Source organism: Lelliottia sp. WB101, assembly GCF_003051885.1.
Taxonomy (GTDB): domain Bacteria; phylum Pseudomonadota; class Gammaproteobacteria; order Enterobacterales; family Enterobacteriaceae; genus Enterobacter; species Enterobacter nimipressuralis.
This window is the reverse complement of record NZ_CP028520.1, coordinates 2,012,380-2,031,405: the sequence shown is the minus strand read 5'-3', so window position 1 is coordinate 2,031,405 and position 19,026 is coordinate 2,012,380. Positions and strand designations below refer to the sequence as shown.

Sequence of the window (19,026 nt, the reverse complement as noted above, 5' to 3'; positions counted from 1 at the left end):
CGCTTAACGGGCAATACTCGTGGAGGGTGCGGGCCGGGTAAGACGAAACCGCTACCCGGCAAAATGCAAGATTACTGACTAAACGGTGATGCCGCCGGTACGCGCGCCAGCGAAACCGCCTGGCCCAGCTGCCACACCGCCATCGCGTAGTGCGTGCTGTGGTTGTAACGGGTGATGGTGTAGAAGTTCGGCAAACCGTACCAGTATTGGTAGCCAGTGCCGATATCCAGACGCAGCAGGCTGGCCGTCTGATGATCACCCAACGGCTGCATCGGCGTTAAACCCGCCGCTGCCAGCTGCGACACGCTGTATTTCGTTTTGAAACCATTCTCAAGCCCAGGCGCCTGGCCGTTCGCCTGCACCGCCACCGGATCGCCCTTCACCCAGCCGTGCGCTTTGAAGTAGTTCGCCACGCTGCCAATGGCATCCACCGGATCCCACAGGTTGATATGCCCGTCGCCGTTAAAGTCGACGGCGTACTCTTTATAGGAGGACGGCATAAACTGGCCGTAGCCCATCGCCCCCGCAAAGGAACCTTTCAGATCGAGCGGATCGTCCTGCTCGTCACGCGCCATCAGCAGGAAGGTTTCCAGTTCAGACTGGAAGTATTCCGCGCGACGCGGATAGTTAAAGGAGAGCGTCGCCAGCGCATCGAGAATACGGGTTTTGCCCATCACGCGGCCCCAGCGGGTTTCCACGCCGATAATCCCGACGATTATTTCCGGCGGTACGCCGTACACCTGCCACGCGCGCGTCAGCGCATCTTCGTATTGATTCCAGAACGCCACGCCGTTTTGCACGTTATCCGGGGTAATAAACTGTTTGCGATAGCGCAGCCACGCGCCGTTTGGCCCGGTCGGCACTTGCGCCGTCGGTGCCTGGCGGTCCATCAGACGCAGCACATAGTCCAGACGCTTCGCCTGAGACAAGATCTCGTGGAGTTGCTGTTTATTGAAACCATGTTTGTTCACCATTTTATCGATGAACTGCTCGGCGGCCGCGTTGTTGGCGAAATCCCCGCCCATCTGCATCATGTTGTGCTGCGGCTCAAGGAGAAAACCACCCGATGGGGCGCCCGCCGTCTGTTGAACTTCCTCTGTTTTCGGCTTACTGCTACAGGCAGCAAGCATAATCAGCGCGGGTAAGAGCGCTGCGTAACGACGCTTGACCATGAGACATCCATTTAACGAATTCGATAAGTGGCAAGTATGGTAAAGCATCCGCAATGCCTCAAGGAAGCGGTACTCACCTCCCCCGCAAAATCTTTACGCTCCCCCACGCAAATTGGTGTTTTTTTCATCCAAAAAGTCGTCTCCCCATCAATTAACTTTCAAAATAATCCATTTTTCTTTCATTGTGAGATCTAATTAACACTTTAAAACCTTTCAAAGTGATTATTATTAGCCGCAGTCAGACAAAAACAAAAAAGCCCCACAGGAGAGAAGAATGATAGAAACCATCACCCACGGCGCCGAGTGGTTTATCGGGCTGTTTCAGAAAGGCGGAGAGGTGTTCACCGGTATGGTGACCGGCATCCTGCCCCTGCTGATAAGCCTCTTAGTGATCATGAATGCGTTGATTAACTTTATCGGCCAGCAGCGTATCGAACGCTTCGCTCAGCGCTGCGCCGGAAACCCGCTGTCCCGCTATCTTGTTCTGCCCTTCATCGGAACCTTTGTTTTCTGCAACCCGATGACCTTAAGCCTCGGCCGCTTTATGCCAGAAAAGTACAAGCCGAGTTATTACGCCGCCGCATCCTATAGCTGCCACTCCATGAACGGCCTGTTCCCACACATCAACCCCGGCGAACTGTTTGTTTACCTCGGCATTGCCAGCGGCCTGACCACACTTGGCCTGCCGCTCGGCCCGCTGGCGGTGAGCTATCTGCTGGTTGGCCTGGTCACCAACTTCTTCCGCGGCTGGGTGACGGATCTCACCACCGCCATTTTTGAGAAAAAAATGGGCATCCAGCTTGAACAGAAAGTCCATCTTTCAGGAGCCACAGCATGAGCCGTATTCGTATTGAAAAAGGTGAAGGCGGCTGGGGCGGCCCGCTGGAGTTCGATGCCGTTGCAGGCAAGAAAATCGTCTATATCACAGCAGGCACGCGCCCGGCGATTGTCGACAAGCTGCGCGATCTGACCGGCTGGGAAGCGGTCGATGGCTTCAAAGAGGGCGAGCCGCCTGAAGCGGAAATTGGGATAGCGGTGATCGACTGCGGCGGCACGCTGCGCTGCGGCATCTATCCGAAGCGCCGTATTCCGACAGTGAATATTCACGCAACCGGTAAGTCAGGCCCGCTGGCGCAGTACATCCTCGAAGACATTTATGTGTCCGGCGTCAGAGAAGAAAACATTAGCCTGGTTGATGGCTCCCCTGCTCAGCCAAAAGCCGCGCCGCGGGATTACGACACCAGTAAAAAAATCACCGAGCAGAGCGACGGCCTGCTGGCGAAAGTGGGTATGGGAATGGGGTCGGCCGTCGCGGTGCTGTTCCAGTCAGGGCGAGACACCATCGACACCGTTCTGAAAACCATTCTGCCGTTTATGGCGTTCGTTTCGGCGCTTATTGGCATCATCATGGCGTCCGGTCTGGGCGACTGGATTGCCCATGGCCTCGCCCCGCTCGCCAGTCATCCGATTGGGCTGGTGACGCTGGCGCTGATCTGCTCCTTCCCGCTCCTGTCGCCGTTCCTCGGGCCGGGTGCGGTGATTGCACAGGTTATCGGCGTGCTGATCGGCGTGCAAATTGGGCTGGGCAATATCCCTCCACACCTTGCCCTTCCGGCTCTGTTTGCGATTAACGCCCAGGCGGCGTGCGACTTCATTCCCGTTGGGCTGTCCCTTGCGGAAGCGCGTCAGGACACCGTGCGCGTGGGCGTGCCGTCCGTGCTGGTCAGCCGTTTCCTGACGGGGGCCCCGACGGTGCTGATTGCCTGGTTTGTCTCCGGCTTTATTTATCAATAAGAGGTTCCTGCGATGACCGTGATTTACCAAACCACCATTACCCGCATCGGCCAGAGCGCAGCCGATGCGTTGAGCGACCAGATGCTGATTACCTTCCGCGAAGGGGCGCCTGCGGATATCGAAGAGTTTTGCTTTATCCACTGCCACGGCGAGCTACAGGGCGAGCTGAAGGTCGGCAGCCAGCTGGAGCTGGGTGACGCGCGCTATGCCGTTACCGCCGTCGGCGACGTAGCCGAACAAAACCTGCGCGAGCTGGGGCACATCACGTTGCGTTTCGACGGCCAGCCGCAGGCGGAATACCCCGGCACGGTTCACGTGGATGGCCCGGTGCCGCAGGCTGTTACCACCGGCTGCACATTAAAATTTGTTGCGTAATTTAAGGAGAATCACATGAGTCAGGTTGCCGTTGTCATTGGTGGAGGCCAAACCTTAGGCGAGTTCCTCTGCCGTGGGCTTGCTGCAGAAGGGTACCGCGTGGCGGTTGTGGATATTCAGAGTGAAAAAGCCGCCCGCGTGGCGGACACCATTAACACTGAGTTTGGTGAAGGGATGGCATATGGTTTTGGTGCCGATGCCACCAGCGAGCAGAGCGTGATGGCGCTCGCCCAGGGCGTGGACGAGATTTTTGGCCGCGCCGACCTGCTGGTTTACAGCGCGGGAATAGCGAAAGCGGCCTTCATCAGCGACTTCGCGCTGGGGGATTTTGACCGTTCGTTGCAGGTAAACCTGGTGGGCTATTTCCTCTGCGCACGCGAGTTTTCCCGCCTGATGATCCGCGACGGCATTCAGGGGCGCATCATTCAGATCAACTCAAAATCCGGCAAAGTGGGCAGCAAGCATAACTCCGGCTACAGCGCGGCGAAATTTGGCGGCGTCGGGCTGACCCAGTCTCTGGCGCTGGATCTGGCCGAATACGGGATTACCGTGCATTCACTGATGCTTGGCAACCTGCTGAAATCGCCAATGTTCCAGTCTCTGCTGCCGCAATACGCTACCAAGCTTGGCATTAACGCTGATGAGGTGGAGCAGTATTACATCGATAAAGTGCCTTTGAAGCGCGGCTGCGACTATCAGGACGTATTAAATATGCTGCTGTTTTATGCCAGCCCGAAAGCCTCTTATTGCACCGGGCAGTCAATTAACGTTACCGGCGGGCAGGTGATGTTCTGATTAAACAGGCTAGCGCCCCCTCTCCCCTCAAAAGGGAGAGGGAATACCAAAGGAGCTAAAATGGTTACCGCACTCATCACCGTCGCTGCCATCGCCTGGATCTGCCAGATGGCGTTTGGCGGCTGGCAAATTCACCAGTTCAACCGGGCGTTCGATGCCCTGTGTCAGAAAGGCCGCGTGGGCGTTGGGCGCTCAGGCGGACGCTTCAAACCCCGCGTGGTGGTGGCAATTGCGCTGGACGAAGACAACAACGTCTGCGACTCACTGATCATGCGCGGGATGACTGTATTCGCCCGACCGGCGAAAATCCAGGCAATCAACGGCATTTCATTGCAGGAATTACAGCCTGATGTGATCTTTCCCCATGATTCACTCTGTCAGAATGCACTATCATTAGCGCTTAATCTGAAACATGGATAATTTCGTTTTGAAAGCTATAGGCTTGCGAAATTATCATTTCGCAACGTAAGGAACGAAGCGCCTATGAAACCACGTCAGCGGCAGGCGGCCATTCTGGAGCATCTGCAAAAGCAGGGAAAATGCTCGGTAGAGGATTTGGCCCACTACTTTGACACCACCGGCACGACAATACGCAAGGACCTGGTATTGCTCGAAAACTCTGGCGCAGTCATTCGAACCTATGGCGGAGTAGTACTCAACAAAGACGAAGCCGATCCGCCGATTGACCATAAAACTCTGATCAATACCCACCAGAAAGCGCTGATTGCCGAAGCCGCCGTCCAGTTTATTCACGATGGCGACTCTATCATTCTCGATGCGGGCAGCACTGTCCTGCAGATGATCCCGATGCTCAGCCGCTTTAATAACATCACGGTGATGACCAACAGCCTGCACATCGTCAATGCCCTGTCCGAGTTTGACAGCGAGCAAACCATCCTGATGCCTGGCGGCACCTTCCGTAAAAAATCGGCGTCTTTTCACGGCCAGCTGGCGGAGAACGCCTTCGACCATTTCAGCTTTGATAAACTCTTTATGGGCACGGACGGTATTGATCTGAACGCGGGCGTGACCACCTTCAACGAGGTGTTCAGCGTCAGCAAGGCCATGTGCAATGCCGCACGGGAGGTGATCCTGATGGCGGACTCGTCCAAGTTTGGTCGCAAAAGCCCCAATATTGTCTGTAGCCTTGAAAGCGTCGATACGCTGATTACCGACGCAGGCATCGACCCGGTGTTCAAAAAAGCGCTGGAAGAGAAAGGAATCGACGTGATCGTAACCGGAGAGAGAAATGAGTGATTTTCTGCTAAACACAGGCCGTCAGACGTTAATGCTGGAGCTTCAGGAAGCCAGCCGCCTGCCGGAAAGGCTGGGCGACGATTTTGTGCGCGCGGCCAATACCATCATCCACTGCGAAGGCAAAGTGATTGTCGCGGGCATCGGGAAATCCGGTCATATCGGTAAGAAAATAGCCGCCACCCTCGCCAGCACCGGCACGCCCGCGTTTTTTGTTCATCCCGCCGAAGCGCTGCATGGCGATCTGGGGATGATTGAAAGCCGTGACGTGATGCTGTTTATCTCCTACTCCGGCTCAGCGAAAGAGCTGGATCTGATCATTCCGCGTCTTCAGGAAAAATCGGTCGCCCTGCTGGCAATGACCGGAAAATCGCGCTCGCCGCTGGCGCTGGCCGCCAAAGCCACGCTGGATATCTCCGTGGAGCGCGAAGCCTGCCCGATGCACCTCGCGCCAACGTCCAGCACCGTCAACACCCTGATGATGGGCGATGCGCTGGCGATGGCAGTCATGCAGGCGCGCGGTTTTAACGAAGAAGATTTTGCCCGCTCACACCCAGCCGGCGCCCTGGGCGCACGTTTGCTGAACAAAGTGCATCATCTGATGCGTACGGACGACGCCATCCCGCAGGTAAAACTCACCACCAGCGTGATGGACGCAATGCTCGAACTGAGCCGCACCGGGCTGGGGCTGGTTGCCGTGTGTGATGACAACGGGCTGGTCAAAGGGGTCTTTACCGACGGCGACCTGCGTCGCTGGCTGGTGGGCGGCGGCAAGCTGGAAGCGGTCGTCAGCGATGCCATGACCACCGGCGGCCTGACGCTCAACGCCGAGAGCCGCGCGATCGAAGCCAAAGAAGTGCTGATGAAGCGCAAAATCACCGCCGCCCCGGTGGTCGATGACAGCGGCAAACTGTGCGGCGCCATCAACCTGCAGGACTTCTATCAGGCCGGAATTATCTAACCCTTCAGCCCAAGACGTTTCGCCAGCCGGTGCAGGTTGGCGACGTCCGTCTCTAACGCCCGCGCGCAGGCCGCCCAGCTACGGTTATTCTGCTCCAGCGCGCGGGTAATCATCTGACGTTGAAACGCTTCCGTGGCCTCACGCAGGTTGGCATTGCTCATCGCTGGCACGTCCGGCTGCGAGACAGGCACCGCCTCGTCGTGCAACGCAAAATGCGCCGCGTGGATCACCACCTCATCGCCGATGCGCGTCGCGCGCGCCAGCACCACCGCACGATGGATCGCATGCTCCAGCTCGCGCACATTGCCCGGCCAGCCATAATTCAGCAGATGCCTGCGCGCTCCGGGGCTTAACACCACGCGCGACAGTCCCATTTTCAAGCGGCACTGCTCGCAGAAATAGCCCGCCAGCAGAACCACATCCTCGCCACGCTCGCGCAGCGGCGGCACGAAGAGCGGGAACACGCTTAAGCGATGGAACAGATCGGCGCGGAAATTGCCCGCCAGCACCTCTTCGCGCAGATCGCGGTTGGTCGCCGCCAGCACGCGCACATCTACCCGCAGGCTGTGGTCGTCACCCACGCGCTGAATATCGCCGTACTGCAACACGCGCAGCAGTTTGGCCTGCAACGCCAGCGACAGCTCACCAATTTCATCGAGGAACAGCGTGCCGTTGTCGGCCATTTCAAACTTACCGCTGCGGTTGCTGATGGCCCCGGTAAACGCCCCTTTCACGTGGCCGAACAGCTCGCTCTCCGCCACGCTTTCCGGCAGCGCGGCGCAGTTCAGATACACCAGCGGATTAACCGCGCGCGGCGAGCCTTCGTGGATCGCCTTCGCCACCAGCTCTTTCCCGGTGCCGGTTTCCCCGCTGATTAAGACGTTCAGATCCGACGCCGCGACAATCTCGATCTCTTTTTTCAACTGCGCCATACCCGGCGACAGGCCAATCATTTCCGTGTGCGCGACCTGCTCAAACACCGCCGGACTGCCCGGCAATATGTTCTGGCTCTCCAGCTGCTCAATCAGCAGCGCGTTATTAAGCGCCCCGGCGGCCAGCGCGGCAATCAACCGCAGCTCTTCGTCGCTGAAGGTATCGAACTGATCCGGCTGCAGGCCGTCGAGGGTCAGCGCGCCAATCAAATTCTGCCCGGCAAACAGCGGCAAACCGATACAGGCATGGACCTTCAGGCTCTCCTGGCCGGGAATCAGGCCGTCGTAGGGATCGGGCAGATCGCTGTCCGCCGGGAAACGTACCACGTCACCCGCACGGGCGATGGTCTCCAGACGCGGATGGCCCTCCAGGGTAAAGCGCCGCCCCAGCACGTCCTGCGCCAGCCCGTCGATCGCCAGAGGAATAAACTGTCGCCCTTCGTAGCGCAGCAGCGCCGAGGCATCGCACTCCAGCACATGACGCAGGGTTGAAATTAACCGCTGGAAACGATCCTGATGGCCGATACCGGTCTGTAATTCAATGGCGATCTTCGCCAGCACATCTACGGAAAAGCTCATTTGCGCCTCGCTGTCATTTTGACAATTCATACTGTCATATTCACCATAAAACAGATAGTCATTCTGACTACCCCTTGCGAGTAATATTTTTAAAAACCATTAAATATCAATAACTTTAAAAACTGGCACGCAACTTGATATATGCACATCAACTTATCGAAACACACTGTATTTATTGAGGTTGCTATGTCTATTCTGGTTAAAAATAATATTCATTGGGTGGGTCAACGTGACTGGGAAGTGCGCGATTTTCACGGCACCGAATACAAAACCCTGCGCGGCAGCAGCTATAACAGCTATCTCATCCGCGAAGGCAAAAACGTCCTGATCGATACCGTTGATCATAAATTCAGCCGCGAGTTCGTGCAGAACCTGCGCAGCGAAATCGATCTGGCTGACATCGATTACATTATTATTAACCATGCGGAAGAAGACCACGCGGGCGCCCTGACCGAGCTGATGTCTTATATTCCCAACACGCCAATCTACTGCACCACCAACGCCATCGACTCCATTAACGGCCACCATCACCACCCTGAATGGAATTTTCATACGGTGAAAACCGGTGACTCGCTGGATATCGGCAACGGCAAACAGCTGATTTTCGTCGAAACCCCGATGCTGCACTGGCCCGACAGCATGATGACCTACATGACCGCCGATGCGGTGCTGTTCAGCAATGACGCCTTTGGTCAGCACTACTGTGATGAACGTCTGTTTAACGACGAAGTGGATCAGACTGAACTGTTCGAACAGTGCCAGCGCTACTACGCCAACATCCTGACGCCGTTCAGCCGTCTGGTAACGCCAAAAATCACCGAAATCCTCGGTTTCAATCTGCCAGTCGATATGATCGCCACCTCGCACGGCGTGGTCTGGCGCGATAATCCAACCCAAATCGTGGAGCTGTATCTGAAATGGGCGGCGGATTATCAGGAAGATCGCATCACGCTGTTCTACGACACCATGTCCAACAACACCCGCATGATGGCGGACGCCATTGCCCAGGGCATTAACGAAGTCGACCCGAACGTGGCGGTGAAAATCTTCAACGTGGCGCGCAGCGATAAAAACGAAATCCTGACCAACGTCTTCCGCTCCAAGGGCGTGCTGGTCGGCACCTCCACCATGAATAACGTGATGATGCCGAAAATCGCCGGTCTGGTTGAAGAGATGACCGGTCTGCGTTTTCGTAACAAACGCGCCAGCGCGTTTGGCTCCCACGGCTGGAGCGGCGGTGCGGTAGATCGTCTCTCCACGCGTCTGCAGGATGCCGGTTTTGAAATGTCGATGAGCCTGAAAGCCAAATGGCGCCCGGATATCGACGCACTTGAAGTCTGCCGCCAGCATGGCCGTGATATCGCACGTCAGTGGGCGCTCGCTCCACTGCCGGAAGCAACAGCGAAAACCCCAGAACAACAAGAAGCCTGCGCCTGTGCCGCCGCACAAGCCGCCGATCTTGGCCCGAGCATGCAGTGCAGCGTCTGCCAGTGGATTTACGATCCTGCCCTCGGCGAACCTTTGCAGGATGTCGCTCCAGGCACCCCGTGGCGCGACGTGCCGGATAATTTCCTGTGCCCGGAATGTTCCCTCGGGAAAGACGTGTTCGACGAACTGGCGACGGAGGCAAAATGAATCACGGCATTGTCATCATTGGCTCGGGCTTTGCCGCCCGGCAGCTGGTGAAAAATATCCGAAAACAGGATGGGAACGTGCCGCTGACGCTTATCGCCGCCGACAGCATGGACGAGTACAACAAACCCGATTTGAGCCATGTTATCAGCCAGCATCAGCGTGCCGACGACCTCACCCGCCAGACGGCGGGGGAGTTCGCCGAACAGTTTAATTTGCGACTGTTTCCGCATACCTGGGTCACGGAGATCGACGCCAGCGCCCATGTGGTGAAGGGCAAAGATAATCAGTGGCACTACGACAAACTGGTGCTGGCGACGGGGGCATCCGCCTTTGTACCGCCCGTTGAGGGACGCGAGCTGATGCTGACCCTCAACAGTCAGCAGGAGTACCGCGCCTGTGAAACCCGGCTTCGTGACGCAAAGCGGGTGATGATTGTCGGCGGCGGTCTGATTGGCACCGAACTGGCGATGGATTTTTGCCGCGCCGGGAAAGCCGTCACTCTGGTCGATCACGCAGCGAGCATTCTGTCTGCGCTGATGCCAGCGGAAGTGAGCAGTCGCTTACAGCATCGTCTGACGGAGATGGGCGTCCATCTGCTGCTGAATTCTCAGCTCCAGAGCCTGACGACAACCGACAGCGGCATTCGCGCGACTCTCGATCGTAAGCGCAGCGTTGAGGTCGATGCCGTGATCGCCGCGACGGGCCTGCTTCCGGAAACGGCGCTGGCCCAGCACGCCGGGGCAGAAACGGGGCGCGGAGTGAAGGTGGACAGCTATTTACAAACCAGCCAGCCCGATGTTTTCGCCCTGGGTGACTGTGCGGAAATCAATGGCCAGGTCCTGCCGTTCCTGCAGCCGATTCAGATCAGCGCAATGTATCTGGCAAAAAACCTGCTGGGGAATAACACGCCACTCAAACTGCCGGCGATGCTGGTGAAGGTCAAAACGCCTGAACTGCCGCTGCACCTCGCGGGCGAAACGCAGCGACAGGATTTACACTGGCACATGGCCATTGAGCCACAGGGAATGGTCGCAAAAGGCGTTGATGGCGACGGTGAGCTGCGCGCCTTTGTGGTCAGCGAAGATCGGATGAAGGAGGCTTTCTCCCTGCTGAAGTCGTTACCCGTTTAACCCTCACACCTCTGCCACGCTGACTTAACCTTAGGATTTTATTATCCGCAGCCCCGATGTCCCGGGGCTTTTTTTTGCGCATTCTATTCACAAGGTAAATACATAATAGATAAATCATCGCCATCAATCCCTATTTCATTATTTATATGAATATATAAACCCGAGCGAATGAATATATTTATGATAGATATTCATTCGGCTTGGAATATATAATTATTTTATTAATGATAAATAAATCATCAGGGATAATTTAATTTAAACAGCGATAAAAAAGCAATTTTTGCTTAGATTATTTTTTTAAATAATGCTCGGAAGCGTCAGAGACCCCCAGCGCGTCATAGCCGCGCCAGCGGTAGTTCAGCATTGACAGACACCAACAGACAATAAACAAACCAATAACAATAAAACCGGCGTTACCGAGATTATTATTAACACTACCCACCAGGCTCCAGACGCCCCCACTTAATTCAAATTTATCTTTTATTAGCCCGAGCGCTTCCAGCCCGCCAATAAAGAGCGCGACGACAACCGACGTGCCGGTAATGGTCATATTGTAATAAAGTTTGCGCTGCGGTTTATTGAATGCCCAGCCGTACGCGCCGATCATCAATAAATTATCCAGCGTATCCACTAACGCCATACCGCTGGCAAACAGCGCCGGGAAAATCATGATCGACCACACCAACATACCGTTCGAGGCGCTGGCGGCAGAAATGCCCAGCACGCCAATTTCAGTGGCGGTATCAAATCCCAGGCCAAACAGAAAACCGACCAGGTACATCTGCCAGCTTTTGCTTACCAGACGGAACGTGGCGCCAAACAACCAGCTCATGATCCCACCCGACACCGGCGCGTCCCCCTCGCCGCCCGTCGTATGACCGTTTTTCAGCGCCTGAAAGCTGCGCCAGACGCCGAGCAAAATCACCGTGTTGATCAGCGCCATCGCCAGTAAAAAGGTCGCGGAAACGGCGGTGCCAATGAGACTACCGGTCTCATGAAACCACGCCATGTTCTTTTGAAACGCCGTCGCCGTGGCGGCAATGGCGACGGAGGCCAGCACCACAATGGTCGAATGGCCCAGCGAAAACCACGCCCCCACGCCAGACGGGCGTTTGCCCTGCTGCATCAGCTTGCGGGTGACCGTATCGATCGCGGCGATATGATCCGCATCGACCGCATGCCGCAGACCGTAGCACCACGCCAGCAGGCTTGCCGCCATCAGCGTGGTACTGCCGCTAAACGTGTGCCAGGCCCAGCCCCAGGCCAGACCATTCGCGGCCAGCAGGATCATCAGAAGCGGTTCGTTGCGAATCCGTCGTTGCATGTCAGTTCCTGTGAGAAAGGGTGCGGGCGGCAGCGACGACCGCCTGCCCGAATGAAATGGCCCCGTCGCCTGCAGGCAATTTTTCAGGGAACAGAAGCGTGAATTCAGAAAGATAAAACTGCAGGCGCGCCCGCAGCAGCCGATTGTGCAGCACGCCGCCGCTGAAGCAGAGCGTCGATATCGCCAGACGTCGGGCGTGATGAGCCATCAGTGCCGCCAGCCCTTTCGCCAGCGCGTCATGGAATGCCCACGCCCGTTCGGCGGGCGCCGCCTGCCAGTCGAGCCACTGCTGCCAGAAGGTGGACAGATCTCCCACATCCAGCGTGACCGGATGCTGCACACCTGAACAGGTCGCGGCCAGTGCTTCAAGCTGACAGGCCGCTTCGCCTTCGTAATGCTGCCTGTCGGACACGATATCCAGCGCACAGGCCACGGCGTCAAACAGTCGCCCACAGGATGAGGCCAGCGGCGCGTTGATTCCACGCGCCACCGCCGTCGCCAGCAGTGTCCAGTTGTGCGCCAGAACGGCGCGCATTTCCGCGCGCTTTTGCCAGTCAGGAATAAACGCCAGCCCCTGTGCAAGTAAATTCCGCCACGGTTCGACCGCGGCCAGATCGCCGCCGGGCAACGCCACGGCGGGCAACCCACCGAGGTGCTCGCATGCCAGATAGTTCACCCGCAGGCACTCGCCGCCCCACAGCGCGCCGTTTTCGCCCATCCCGATGCCGTCAAGCGTCAGCGCAATCACATCGCCTGCGTTCAGCGGCCAGCCATTTTCCGCCAGGCATGCCGCCGCGTGGGCGTGGTGGTGGAGCACCGTCTGTTTCGGCAGCGCCAGCGCTTCGGCCCACTGGGCAGAGCGGTAGCCCGGATGGGCATCGTACACCACAAATTCCGGGTGGAAATCATACATTTGTTGAATGACCGCCAGCGCGCCGCGCCACTGATGCTCCACGCCGTCATCACTCAGATCGCCAAAATGCTGGCTGATAACCGCCTGCCCGCCGCGCACCAGACAGAAGGTATTTTTCATCTCCGCGCCGAGGCACAGCATCGGCGGGATATCCTTAAATCCTTCAGGCAGCGGAATGGCGTCCGGCACGTAACCCCGCGCGCGGCGAAGCATTGCGCCCTGCTCGTCCAGAACCGAATCATCCATGCGTTGCAGAATGTCGCGGTTATGCAGCAGAAAACCGTCGGCGATATCGCGCAGGTCATCCAGCGCCTGATCATTGCTCAGCGCGGGGGGTTTACCGCTGAGATTCCCGGAAGTCATCACCAGCGGGCGCGCGCAGTCGTCCATCAGCAGATGTTGCAGCGGGCTGGAGGCCAGCATCACGCCGATGCAATCCAGGCCCGGCGCAATGTTCTGCGGCAGTTCCGGTAGCAGGCGCTTTGCGGTCAACACGATGGGGGCGGCGGGCGATTGCAGACACTCCCGAAGGGGCACAGGCAACTCGTCAATACAAGGCAGCATCACCGCTAATGGTTTGGTCGGGCGACGTTTTCGCTCGCGCAGCCGCGCCACCGCCTGCGCGTTTTGCGCGTCGCAGGCTAGATGAAAACCGCCCAACCCTTTGATTGCCACGATCCCACCGTTTTTCAGCATCTCAACGGCTGCGGATAACGCGGCATCTCGTGTCAGATGGACGCCCGCTGCACGCCACTCCAGCTGCGGCCCACAGTCCGGGCATGCCACCGGCTGGGCGTGAAAGCGCCGATCCGCCGGATTGCGGTATTCGCTCTCACAGGGGGCGCATAACGGGAAAGCGGCCATCGCCGTATCCGGTCGGTCATAGGGCATGGCGCGAATAATGGTGAAACGCGGGCCGCAGTGGGTGCAGTTGATAAACGGATAGCGGTAGCGGCGCTCGCGCGGATCGCGCATCTCAGCCAGGCAGGCCGGACAGGTCGCCGCATCCGGCACGATTTGCGTCGCCATCGCCCCGCCCGCGCTGTGGCGGATGGTGAATTCTGTCGGCATTTCGGGCCAGGTCAACGGCCGAGTTTCAATGGTATCAATGCGCGCCAACGGCGGGCACTGTGCTAACAAACGTGTCTGAAACGCTGTCGGATCACCAGCCAGACGCACCAACACGCCTTCGCCGTCGTTACAGACGTCACCGCGAAGGCCAAGCTGATTAGCCAGCTGCCAGACAAAGGGGCGGAAACCCACCCCCTGCACTTTTCCGCGCACCCGCAGCTGCGCGCCGTTACAGCTCATCGCGGCTTAAAACAGCATTGATGACGATGTATCGAACGCCGCGCGACGGCGCTTCTCGGCACTCATCTGTTCAAGCTTGTTACGATCGACGCAGACCAGAGCGTGCGTCGGGCAGGCTTCGATACACGCCGGGCCGCTTTCGCGATGGTTGCACAGGTCGCATTTGTTCGCTTCGGCTTTGTCGGCACGCACACTCAGGCCCGCACCGCTGTTGCGTACCACCGGGCGCACAACCACTTCCATCGCACCATACGGACAGGCCACCACGCAGGTTTTACAGCCGATGCAGCGCTGCTGCATCACCTGCACAAAGCCGTTTTCGCGGCTGATGGCACCGTTAGGGCAGACATTGGCGCAGGGGGCGTCTTCACACTGGCGGCAGATGGCCGCCGTTGAGATATTCACGCCCTTAATGACATGAATACGTGGCAGGAAAGATTCTGGGGTCAGGGAGGCGCAATCCTGCTCCGCCTGATGGGACACAACACACGCCACCTCACAGGTGCGACAGCCAATACATTTACTGGCATCGGCCATAATAAAACGGTTCATCTGCTTCTCCAGCATTAAGTTATGCGGCGAAACATACATAAAACGTGCCACATTTTAATTAACTGATTTCACTGAATTTAATCAGTGTCCCTCGGTGTCATCGACACGAATGACGATGACACCTGTCGACGTCAGACGCGAACGTTGGCGATGACGGAATCACGCAGGATCAGCTCACCGGGGAAGGCTTGCTGATAGCTGAACTCGCCGCCATCGAGCATAAAAATCAGGCGGCTGATGGTCTCTTTGATCATCTCCGTCACCGGAATGCGCACGCTGGAGAGCGACGGCACGATGTAGGGCGCGATCGCGACATCATCAAATCCCACCACCGACACTTCGCCCGGCGTGGCGATCCCGCTGTCGTGAAGCTGCTTCAGCGCACCAATGGCCATATCGTCATTGCTGGCGACCAGCGCGGTGAATTGCGCTTTGCGCGCCAGCAGCGTGGTGACTCCCGCCGCCCCGCTTTCCGGAGTCCATTTCCCCTCCACCAGCAATTCGTCGCGCAGCGGGATCTGATGCTGCGCCAGCGCCGCTCTGTACCCAGAAAGACGTTCGATACCGGTGGGAGAGTCGAGCGAGCCGGTGATAAACGCGATATCACGATGGCCCATTTCAATCAGCTGTGAGACCGCATCCTGGCAGGAGGCTTTATGATCTGACCAGACGCACTGGCTGCTGTTTTTACGCAGACGACGGTTAAGCACCATGATCGGCTGCTCCTGTTTTTCGATGATCTCATCCATCTCATCAACGCTTAAAAAACGCGGATAGATGATGATCGCGTCGCAGCGCATATCGAGCAGATACTGGATCGCCTCGCGCTCTTCATCGGCGCTGTGCTTGCCGTCCGCGAGGATCAGCTGACGCCCTTTTTCTTCCGTCATGCGTGCCGCGTGGAACAGCAGTTCGCTGAAATACACGCCGTGGTAAAGGGTGTTCGTCACTACCAGCCCCAGGGTTTGGGTGCGTTTGGTCGCCAGGTTTCGCGCCAGCAGATTGGGGCGGTAGCCGCTCTCTTCAATCGCCTGAAAAACCCGGTCTTTTGTCTCCTGGCTCACGTAGCCATTGCCCGAAAGCACCCGAGAAACCGTTGCCTTCGACACCCCTGCCCGCTTCGCCACTTCAAGCATCGTGGTCATCTGATTATTCCCTTTAAACCTGATGCGCCGAAGTGTACTGCACTGCACGAAAATTGTCGCAGCGCGAATCTCACGCTTTTAAACACTCAAAGTGATCGTTATCACGAATGTAAAAAATGCACGAATCACCATCTTGTTTCATACAAAGAAACTCATCATGATTTTGTGGAACCGGTTTCCTACATGTTCTCACAACTACAACAGGATCACTTCCGATGGCCAAAAATTATGCCGCGCTGGCGAAAGACATTGTCAACGCGCTCGGCGGGAAAGATAACATCGTCGCCGTCACCCACTGTATGACGCGCCTGCGCTTTGTGCTGCAGGACGAAAGCGCCATCGACAGCGCCACGCTCAAAAGCCTCTCCGGCGTGCTCGGCGTGGTGCGTAACGATAACCAGTGTCAGGTGATCATCGGCAACACCGTTTCTCAGGCCTACCGCGAGGTGGTGAACCTGCTGCCTGCCGGGATGCGCCCTGCCGAGCCGCAAGGCCCGCAAAAACTGACACTTCGCCGCATCGGCGCTGGTGTGCTCGACGCACTGATCGGCACCATGTCCCCGCTGATCCCGGCGATCATCGGCGGCTCGATGGTGAAACTGCTGGCAATGATCCTGGAGATGACCGGCGCGCTGCCGAAAGGCGCCCCGACGCTCACGATTCTGACGGTGATCGGTGACGGAGCCTTCTTCTTCCTGCCGCTGATGGTGGCCGCGTCTGCCGCCGTGAAATTCAAAACCAACATGTCGCTGGCGATTGCCATCGCTGGCGTGCTGGTGCATCCGAGCTTTATTGAGCTGATGGCGAAAGCCGCCCAGGGCGAGCACGTCGAGTTCGCATTTATCCCGGTGACGGCGGTGAAATACACCTACACGGTGATCCCGGCGCTGGTCATGACCTGGTGCCTGTCGTACATCGAACGCTGGGTGGACAAGATCACGCCAGCGGTCACCAAAAACTTCCTGAAACCGATGCTGATCGTGCTGATTGCCGCCCCGCTGGCGATTGTGCTGATTGGGCCGCTGGGTATCTGGATTGGTAGCGCGATTTCGTCGCTGGTCTACACCATTCACGGCTATCTGGGCTGGCTGTCGGTGGCCATTATGGGCGCACTCTGGCCGCTGCTGGTAATGACCGGTATGCACCGCGTCTTTACGCCAACGATTATTCAGACCATCGCCGAAACCGGCAAAGAAGGGATGGTGATGCCGTCGGAAATCGGCGCGAACCTCTCTCTTGGCGGTTCTTCGCTGGCGGTGGCGTGGAAAACCAAAAACCCGGAACTGCGCCAGACGGCGCTCGCCGCAGCGGCGTCTGCCATCATGGCGGGGATTTCTGAACCGGCACTTTACGGCGTGGCGATTCGCCTGAAACGCCCGTTGATTGCAAGCCTGATCAGCGGCTTTATCTGCGGCGCGATCGCCGGTATGGCGGGGCTTGCCAGCCACTCAATGGCGGCACCGGGCCTGTTCACCAGCGTACAATTCTTCGATCCAGCCAATCCGATGACCATCGTCTGGGTGTTTGGCGTGATGGCCCTGGCCGTGGTGCTTTCGTTTGTTCTGACGCTGATCCTCGGCTTTGAGGATATCCCGGTGGAAGACGAGGCCGAGAAAGCACGCGCCCTGCAAACCGCACCGGTTCCGGCACAAGAAGCACGAGCATAAATGAATAACGAGGTAAAAATGTCTGTTTTTCCAGAAGGATTTTTATGGGGCGGCGCACTGGCCGCCAACCAGAGTGAAGGTGCTTACCGTGAAGGCGGTAAAGGGCTGACCACCGTCGATATGATCCCCCATGGCGCAAACCGCATGGCGGTGAAAGTCGGTAAGGAAAAACGTTTCTCGCTGCGCGACGACGAGTTTTACCCAAGCCACGAGGCGATAGATTTTTACCATCGCTACAAAGAAGACATCGCACTGATGGCGGAGATGGGCTTTACGGTGTTCCGCACCTCGATTGCCTGGAGCCGCCTCTACCCGAACGGCGACGAGCCGCTGCCGAATCAGGCCGGTATCGCCTTTTACCGCGCGGTGTTTGAAGAGTGCAAAAAGTACAATATCGAGCCGCTGGTGACCCTGTGCCACTTCGATGTGCCGATGCATCTGGTCACCGAATATGGCTCCTGGCGCAACCGCAAAATGGTCGATTTCTTCGCCCGCTACGCGCGCACCTGCTTTGAAGAGTTCAATGGTCTGGTGAAATACTGGCTGACCTTCAACGAGATCAACATCATGCTGCACAGCCCGTTCTCGGGCGCGGGGCTGGTCTTTGAAGAGAATGAAAACGAAGATCAGGTGAAATACCAGGCCGCACACCACGAGCTGGTGGCGAGCGCACTGGCGACCAAAATCGCCCATGAAGTGAATCCGGAAAACCAGGTCGGCTGTATGCTGGCAGGCGGCAGTTTCTACCCGTACTCCTGCAAGCCAGAAGACGTGTGGACGGCACTGGAAAAAGATCGCGAAAACCTGTTCTTTATAGACGTTCAGGCGCGCGGCACCTATCCGGCTTACTCGGCGCGCGTGTTCCGCGACAAAGGGGTGACGATTGTTAAAGACCCGGCCGACGACCAGATCCTGAAACATACCGTCGATTTTGTGTCGTTCAGTTATTACGCGTCACGCTGCGCCTCAGCGGAGATGAACGCCAATAACACCAGCGCGGCAAACATCGTTAAATCCCTGCGCAACCCGCACATTGAGGTGAGCGAATGGGGCTGGGGCATTGACCCGCTGGGCCTGCGCATCACCATGAACATGATGTATGACCGCTACCAGAAACCGCTGTTCCTGGTGGAAAACGGCCTCGGGGCGAAAGACGAGATCGACGCCAGCGGCGAGATCAACGACGATTACCGCATCAGCTATCTGCGCGAGCATATCCGCGCAATGGGCGATGCGATTGAAGACGGCGTGCCACTAATGGGCTACACCACCTGGGGCTGTATCGATCTGGTGGCAGCCTCCACGGGCGAGATGAGCAAGCGCTACGGGTTTGTGTATGTCGATCGTGACGACGCAGGCAACGGTACGCTGGATCGTAAACGCAAGAAATCGTTCTGGTGGTATAAGAAAGTGATTGCGAGCAACGGGGCGGATTTAGCGTAACGGAGTTATGCCCGGTGGCACGTCGCGCACCGGGCATTCACTTC

The 19,026-nt window shown here is 57.4% G+C and carries 17 protein-coding genes; 11 read left to right on the top strand and 6 right to left on the bottom strand.

All coding sequences use genetic code 11. From position 1 onward, the window contains the following. Nucleotides 1-71: 71 nt before the first annotated feature. On the bottom strand, nucleotides 72-1,172 hold the full coding sequence (mltB, locus tag DAI21_RS09710) for a lytic murein transglycosylase B (protein WP_181826754.1): 1,101 nt from the start codon (nucleotides 1,170-1,172) through the stop codon (nucleotides 72-74). A gap of 274 nt (nucleotides 1,173-1,446) precedes the next feature. Here mltB and srlA point away from each other — a divergent pair, with 274 nt between their 5' ends. From srlA to gutQ, 7 genes are all read left to right on the top strand, one after another. Then, nucleotides 1,447-2,010, top strand: a complete 564-nt coding sequence (srlA, locus tag DAI21_RS09705) for a PTS glucitol/sorbitol transporter subunit IIC (protein WP_023333189.1) — start codon at nucleotides 1,447-1,449, stop codon at nucleotides 2,008-2,010. Continuing rightward, a complete protein-coding gene (locus DAI21_RS09700; RefSeq protein WP_107702961.1) occupies nucleotides 2,007-2,966 on the top strand; it encodes a PTS glucitol/sorbitol transporter subunit IIB in 960 nt (319 codons plus the stop codon). The genes srlA and DAI21_RS09700 overlap by 4 nt, the downstream gene beginning before the upstream one ends. A 12-nt stretch (nucleotides 2,967-2,978) precedes the next feature. Then, nucleotides 2,979-3,341, top strand: a complete 363-nt coding sequence (gene srlB / locus DAI21_RS09695) for a PTS glucitol/sorbitol transporter subunit IIA (protein ID WP_100779173.1) — start codon at nucleotides 2,979-2,981, stop codon at nucleotides 3,339-3,341. A 15-nt stretch (nucleotides 3,342-3,356) separates the two neighbouring features. Continuing rightward, a complete protein-coding gene (srlD, locus tag DAI21_RS09690; protein WP_100779172.1) occupies nucleotides 3,357-4,136 on the top strand; it encodes a sorbitol-6-phosphate dehydrogenase in 780 nt (259 codons plus the stop codon). 60 nt (nucleotides 4,137-4,196) lie between these two features. Beyond that, a complete protein-coding gene (gene gutM / locus DAI21_RS09685; RefSeq protein ID WP_100779171.1) occupies nucleotides 4,197-4,556 on the top strand; it encodes a transcriptional regulator GutM in 360 nt (119 codons plus the stop codon). Nucleotides 4,557-4,619: 63 nt separating this feature from the next. Next, the gene (locus DAI21_RS09680; RefSeq protein WP_100779170.1) at nucleotides 4,620-5,393 is read left to right on the top strand and encodes a DNA-binding transcriptional repressor; all 774 of its coding nucleotides are present in this window, start codon (nucleotides 4,620-4,622) and stop codon (nucleotides 5,391-5,393) included. Further along, nucleotides 5,386-6,351, top strand: coding sequence for an arabinose-5-phosphate isomerase GutQ (gene gutQ, locus DAI21_RS09675; protein ID WP_107702960.1), 966 nt, complete (start codon nucleotides 5,386-5,388; stop codon nucleotides 6,349-6,351). Before DAI21_RS09680 ends, gutQ begins: the two co-directional genes overlap by 8 nt. Here gutQ and norR read toward each other — a convergent pair. After that, nucleotides 6,348-7,862, bottom strand: a complete 1,515-nt coding sequence (gene norR, locus DAI21_RS09670; RefSeq protein WP_107702959.1) for a nitric oxide reductase transcriptional regulator NorR — start codon at nucleotides 7,860-7,862, stop codon at nucleotides 6,348-6,350. The genes gutQ and norR overlap by 4 nt on opposite strands. A gap of 186 nt (nucleotides 7,863-8,048) precedes the next feature. On the opposite strand from norR, the gene norV reads away from it, so the two are divergent. Beyond that, complete coding sequence (norV, locus tag DAI21_RS09665) at nucleotides 8,049-9,497, top strand: anaerobic nitric oxide reductase flavorubredoxin (RefSeq protein WP_107702958.1); 1,449 nt, start codon at nucleotides 8,049-8,051, stop codon at nucleotides 9,495-9,497. Further along, on the top strand, nucleotides 9,494-10,627 hold the full coding sequence (gene norW, locus DAI21_RS09660; protein WP_107702957.1) for an NADH:flavorubredoxin reductase NorW: 1,134 nt from the start codon (nucleotides 9,494-9,496) through the stop codon (nucleotides 10,625-10,627). The genes norV and norW overlap by 4 nt, the downstream gene beginning before the upstream one ends. Before the next feature lie 289 nt (nucleotides 10,628-10,916). Here the strand turns inward: norW and DAI21_RS09655 are convergent, their stop codons facing one another. The 4 genes from DAI21_RS09655 to DAI21_RS09640 all read right to left on the bottom strand — a co-directional run bounded on the left by DAI21_RS09655 (nucleotide 10,917) and on the right by DAI21_RS09640 (nucleotide 15,872). Further along, entirely contained in the window at nucleotides 10,917-11,951 is a 1,035-nt protein-coding gene (locus DAI21_RS09655) for a HoxN/HupN/NixA family nickel/cobalt transporter (RefSeq protein WP_107702956.1), read from the bottom strand. A 1-nt stretch (nucleotide 11,952) separates the two neighbouring features. Beyond that, on the bottom strand, nucleotides 11,953-14,175 hold the full coding sequence (gene hypF, locus DAI21_RS09650) for a carbamoyltransferase HypF (protein ID WP_107702955.1): 2,223 nt from the start codon (nucleotides 14,173-14,175) through the stop codon (nucleotides 11,953-11,955). Nucleotides 14,176-14,181: 6 nt separating this feature from the next. Next, nucleotides 14,182-14,727 (bottom strand): electron transport protein HydN, encoded by a 546-nt coding sequence (hydN, locus tag DAI21_RS09645; protein WP_107704236.1) that lies wholly within the window; start codon nucleotides 14,725-14,727, stop codon nucleotides 14,182-14,184. Nucleotides 14,728-14,858: 131 nt separating this feature from the next. Next, on the bottom strand, nucleotides 14,859-15,872 hold the full coding sequence (locus DAI21_RS09640) for a LacI family DNA-binding transcriptional regulator (protein ID WP_102105427.1): 1,014 nt from the start codon (nucleotides 15,870-15,872) through the stop codon (nucleotides 14,859-14,861). A 215-nt stretch (nucleotides 15,873-16,087) separates the two neighbouring features. On the opposite strand from DAI21_RS09640, the gene ascF reads away from it, so the two are divergent. After that, on the top strand, nucleotides 16,088-17,539 hold the full coding sequence (gene ascF / locus DAI21_RS09635; RefSeq protein WP_107702954.1) for a PTS cellobiose/arbutin/salicin transporter subunit IIBC: 1,452 nt from the start codon (nucleotides 16,088-16,090) through the stop codon (nucleotides 17,537-17,539). An 18-nt stretch (nucleotides 17,540-17,557) separates the two neighbouring features. Further along, complete coding sequence (locus DAI21_RS09630) at nucleotides 17,558-18,982, top strand: 6-phospho-beta-glucosidase (protein WP_107704235.1); 1,425 nt, start codon at nucleotides 17,558-17,560, stop codon at nucleotides 18,980-18,982. The last annotated feature ends 44 nt before the right edge of the window (nucleotides 18,983-19,026 follow it).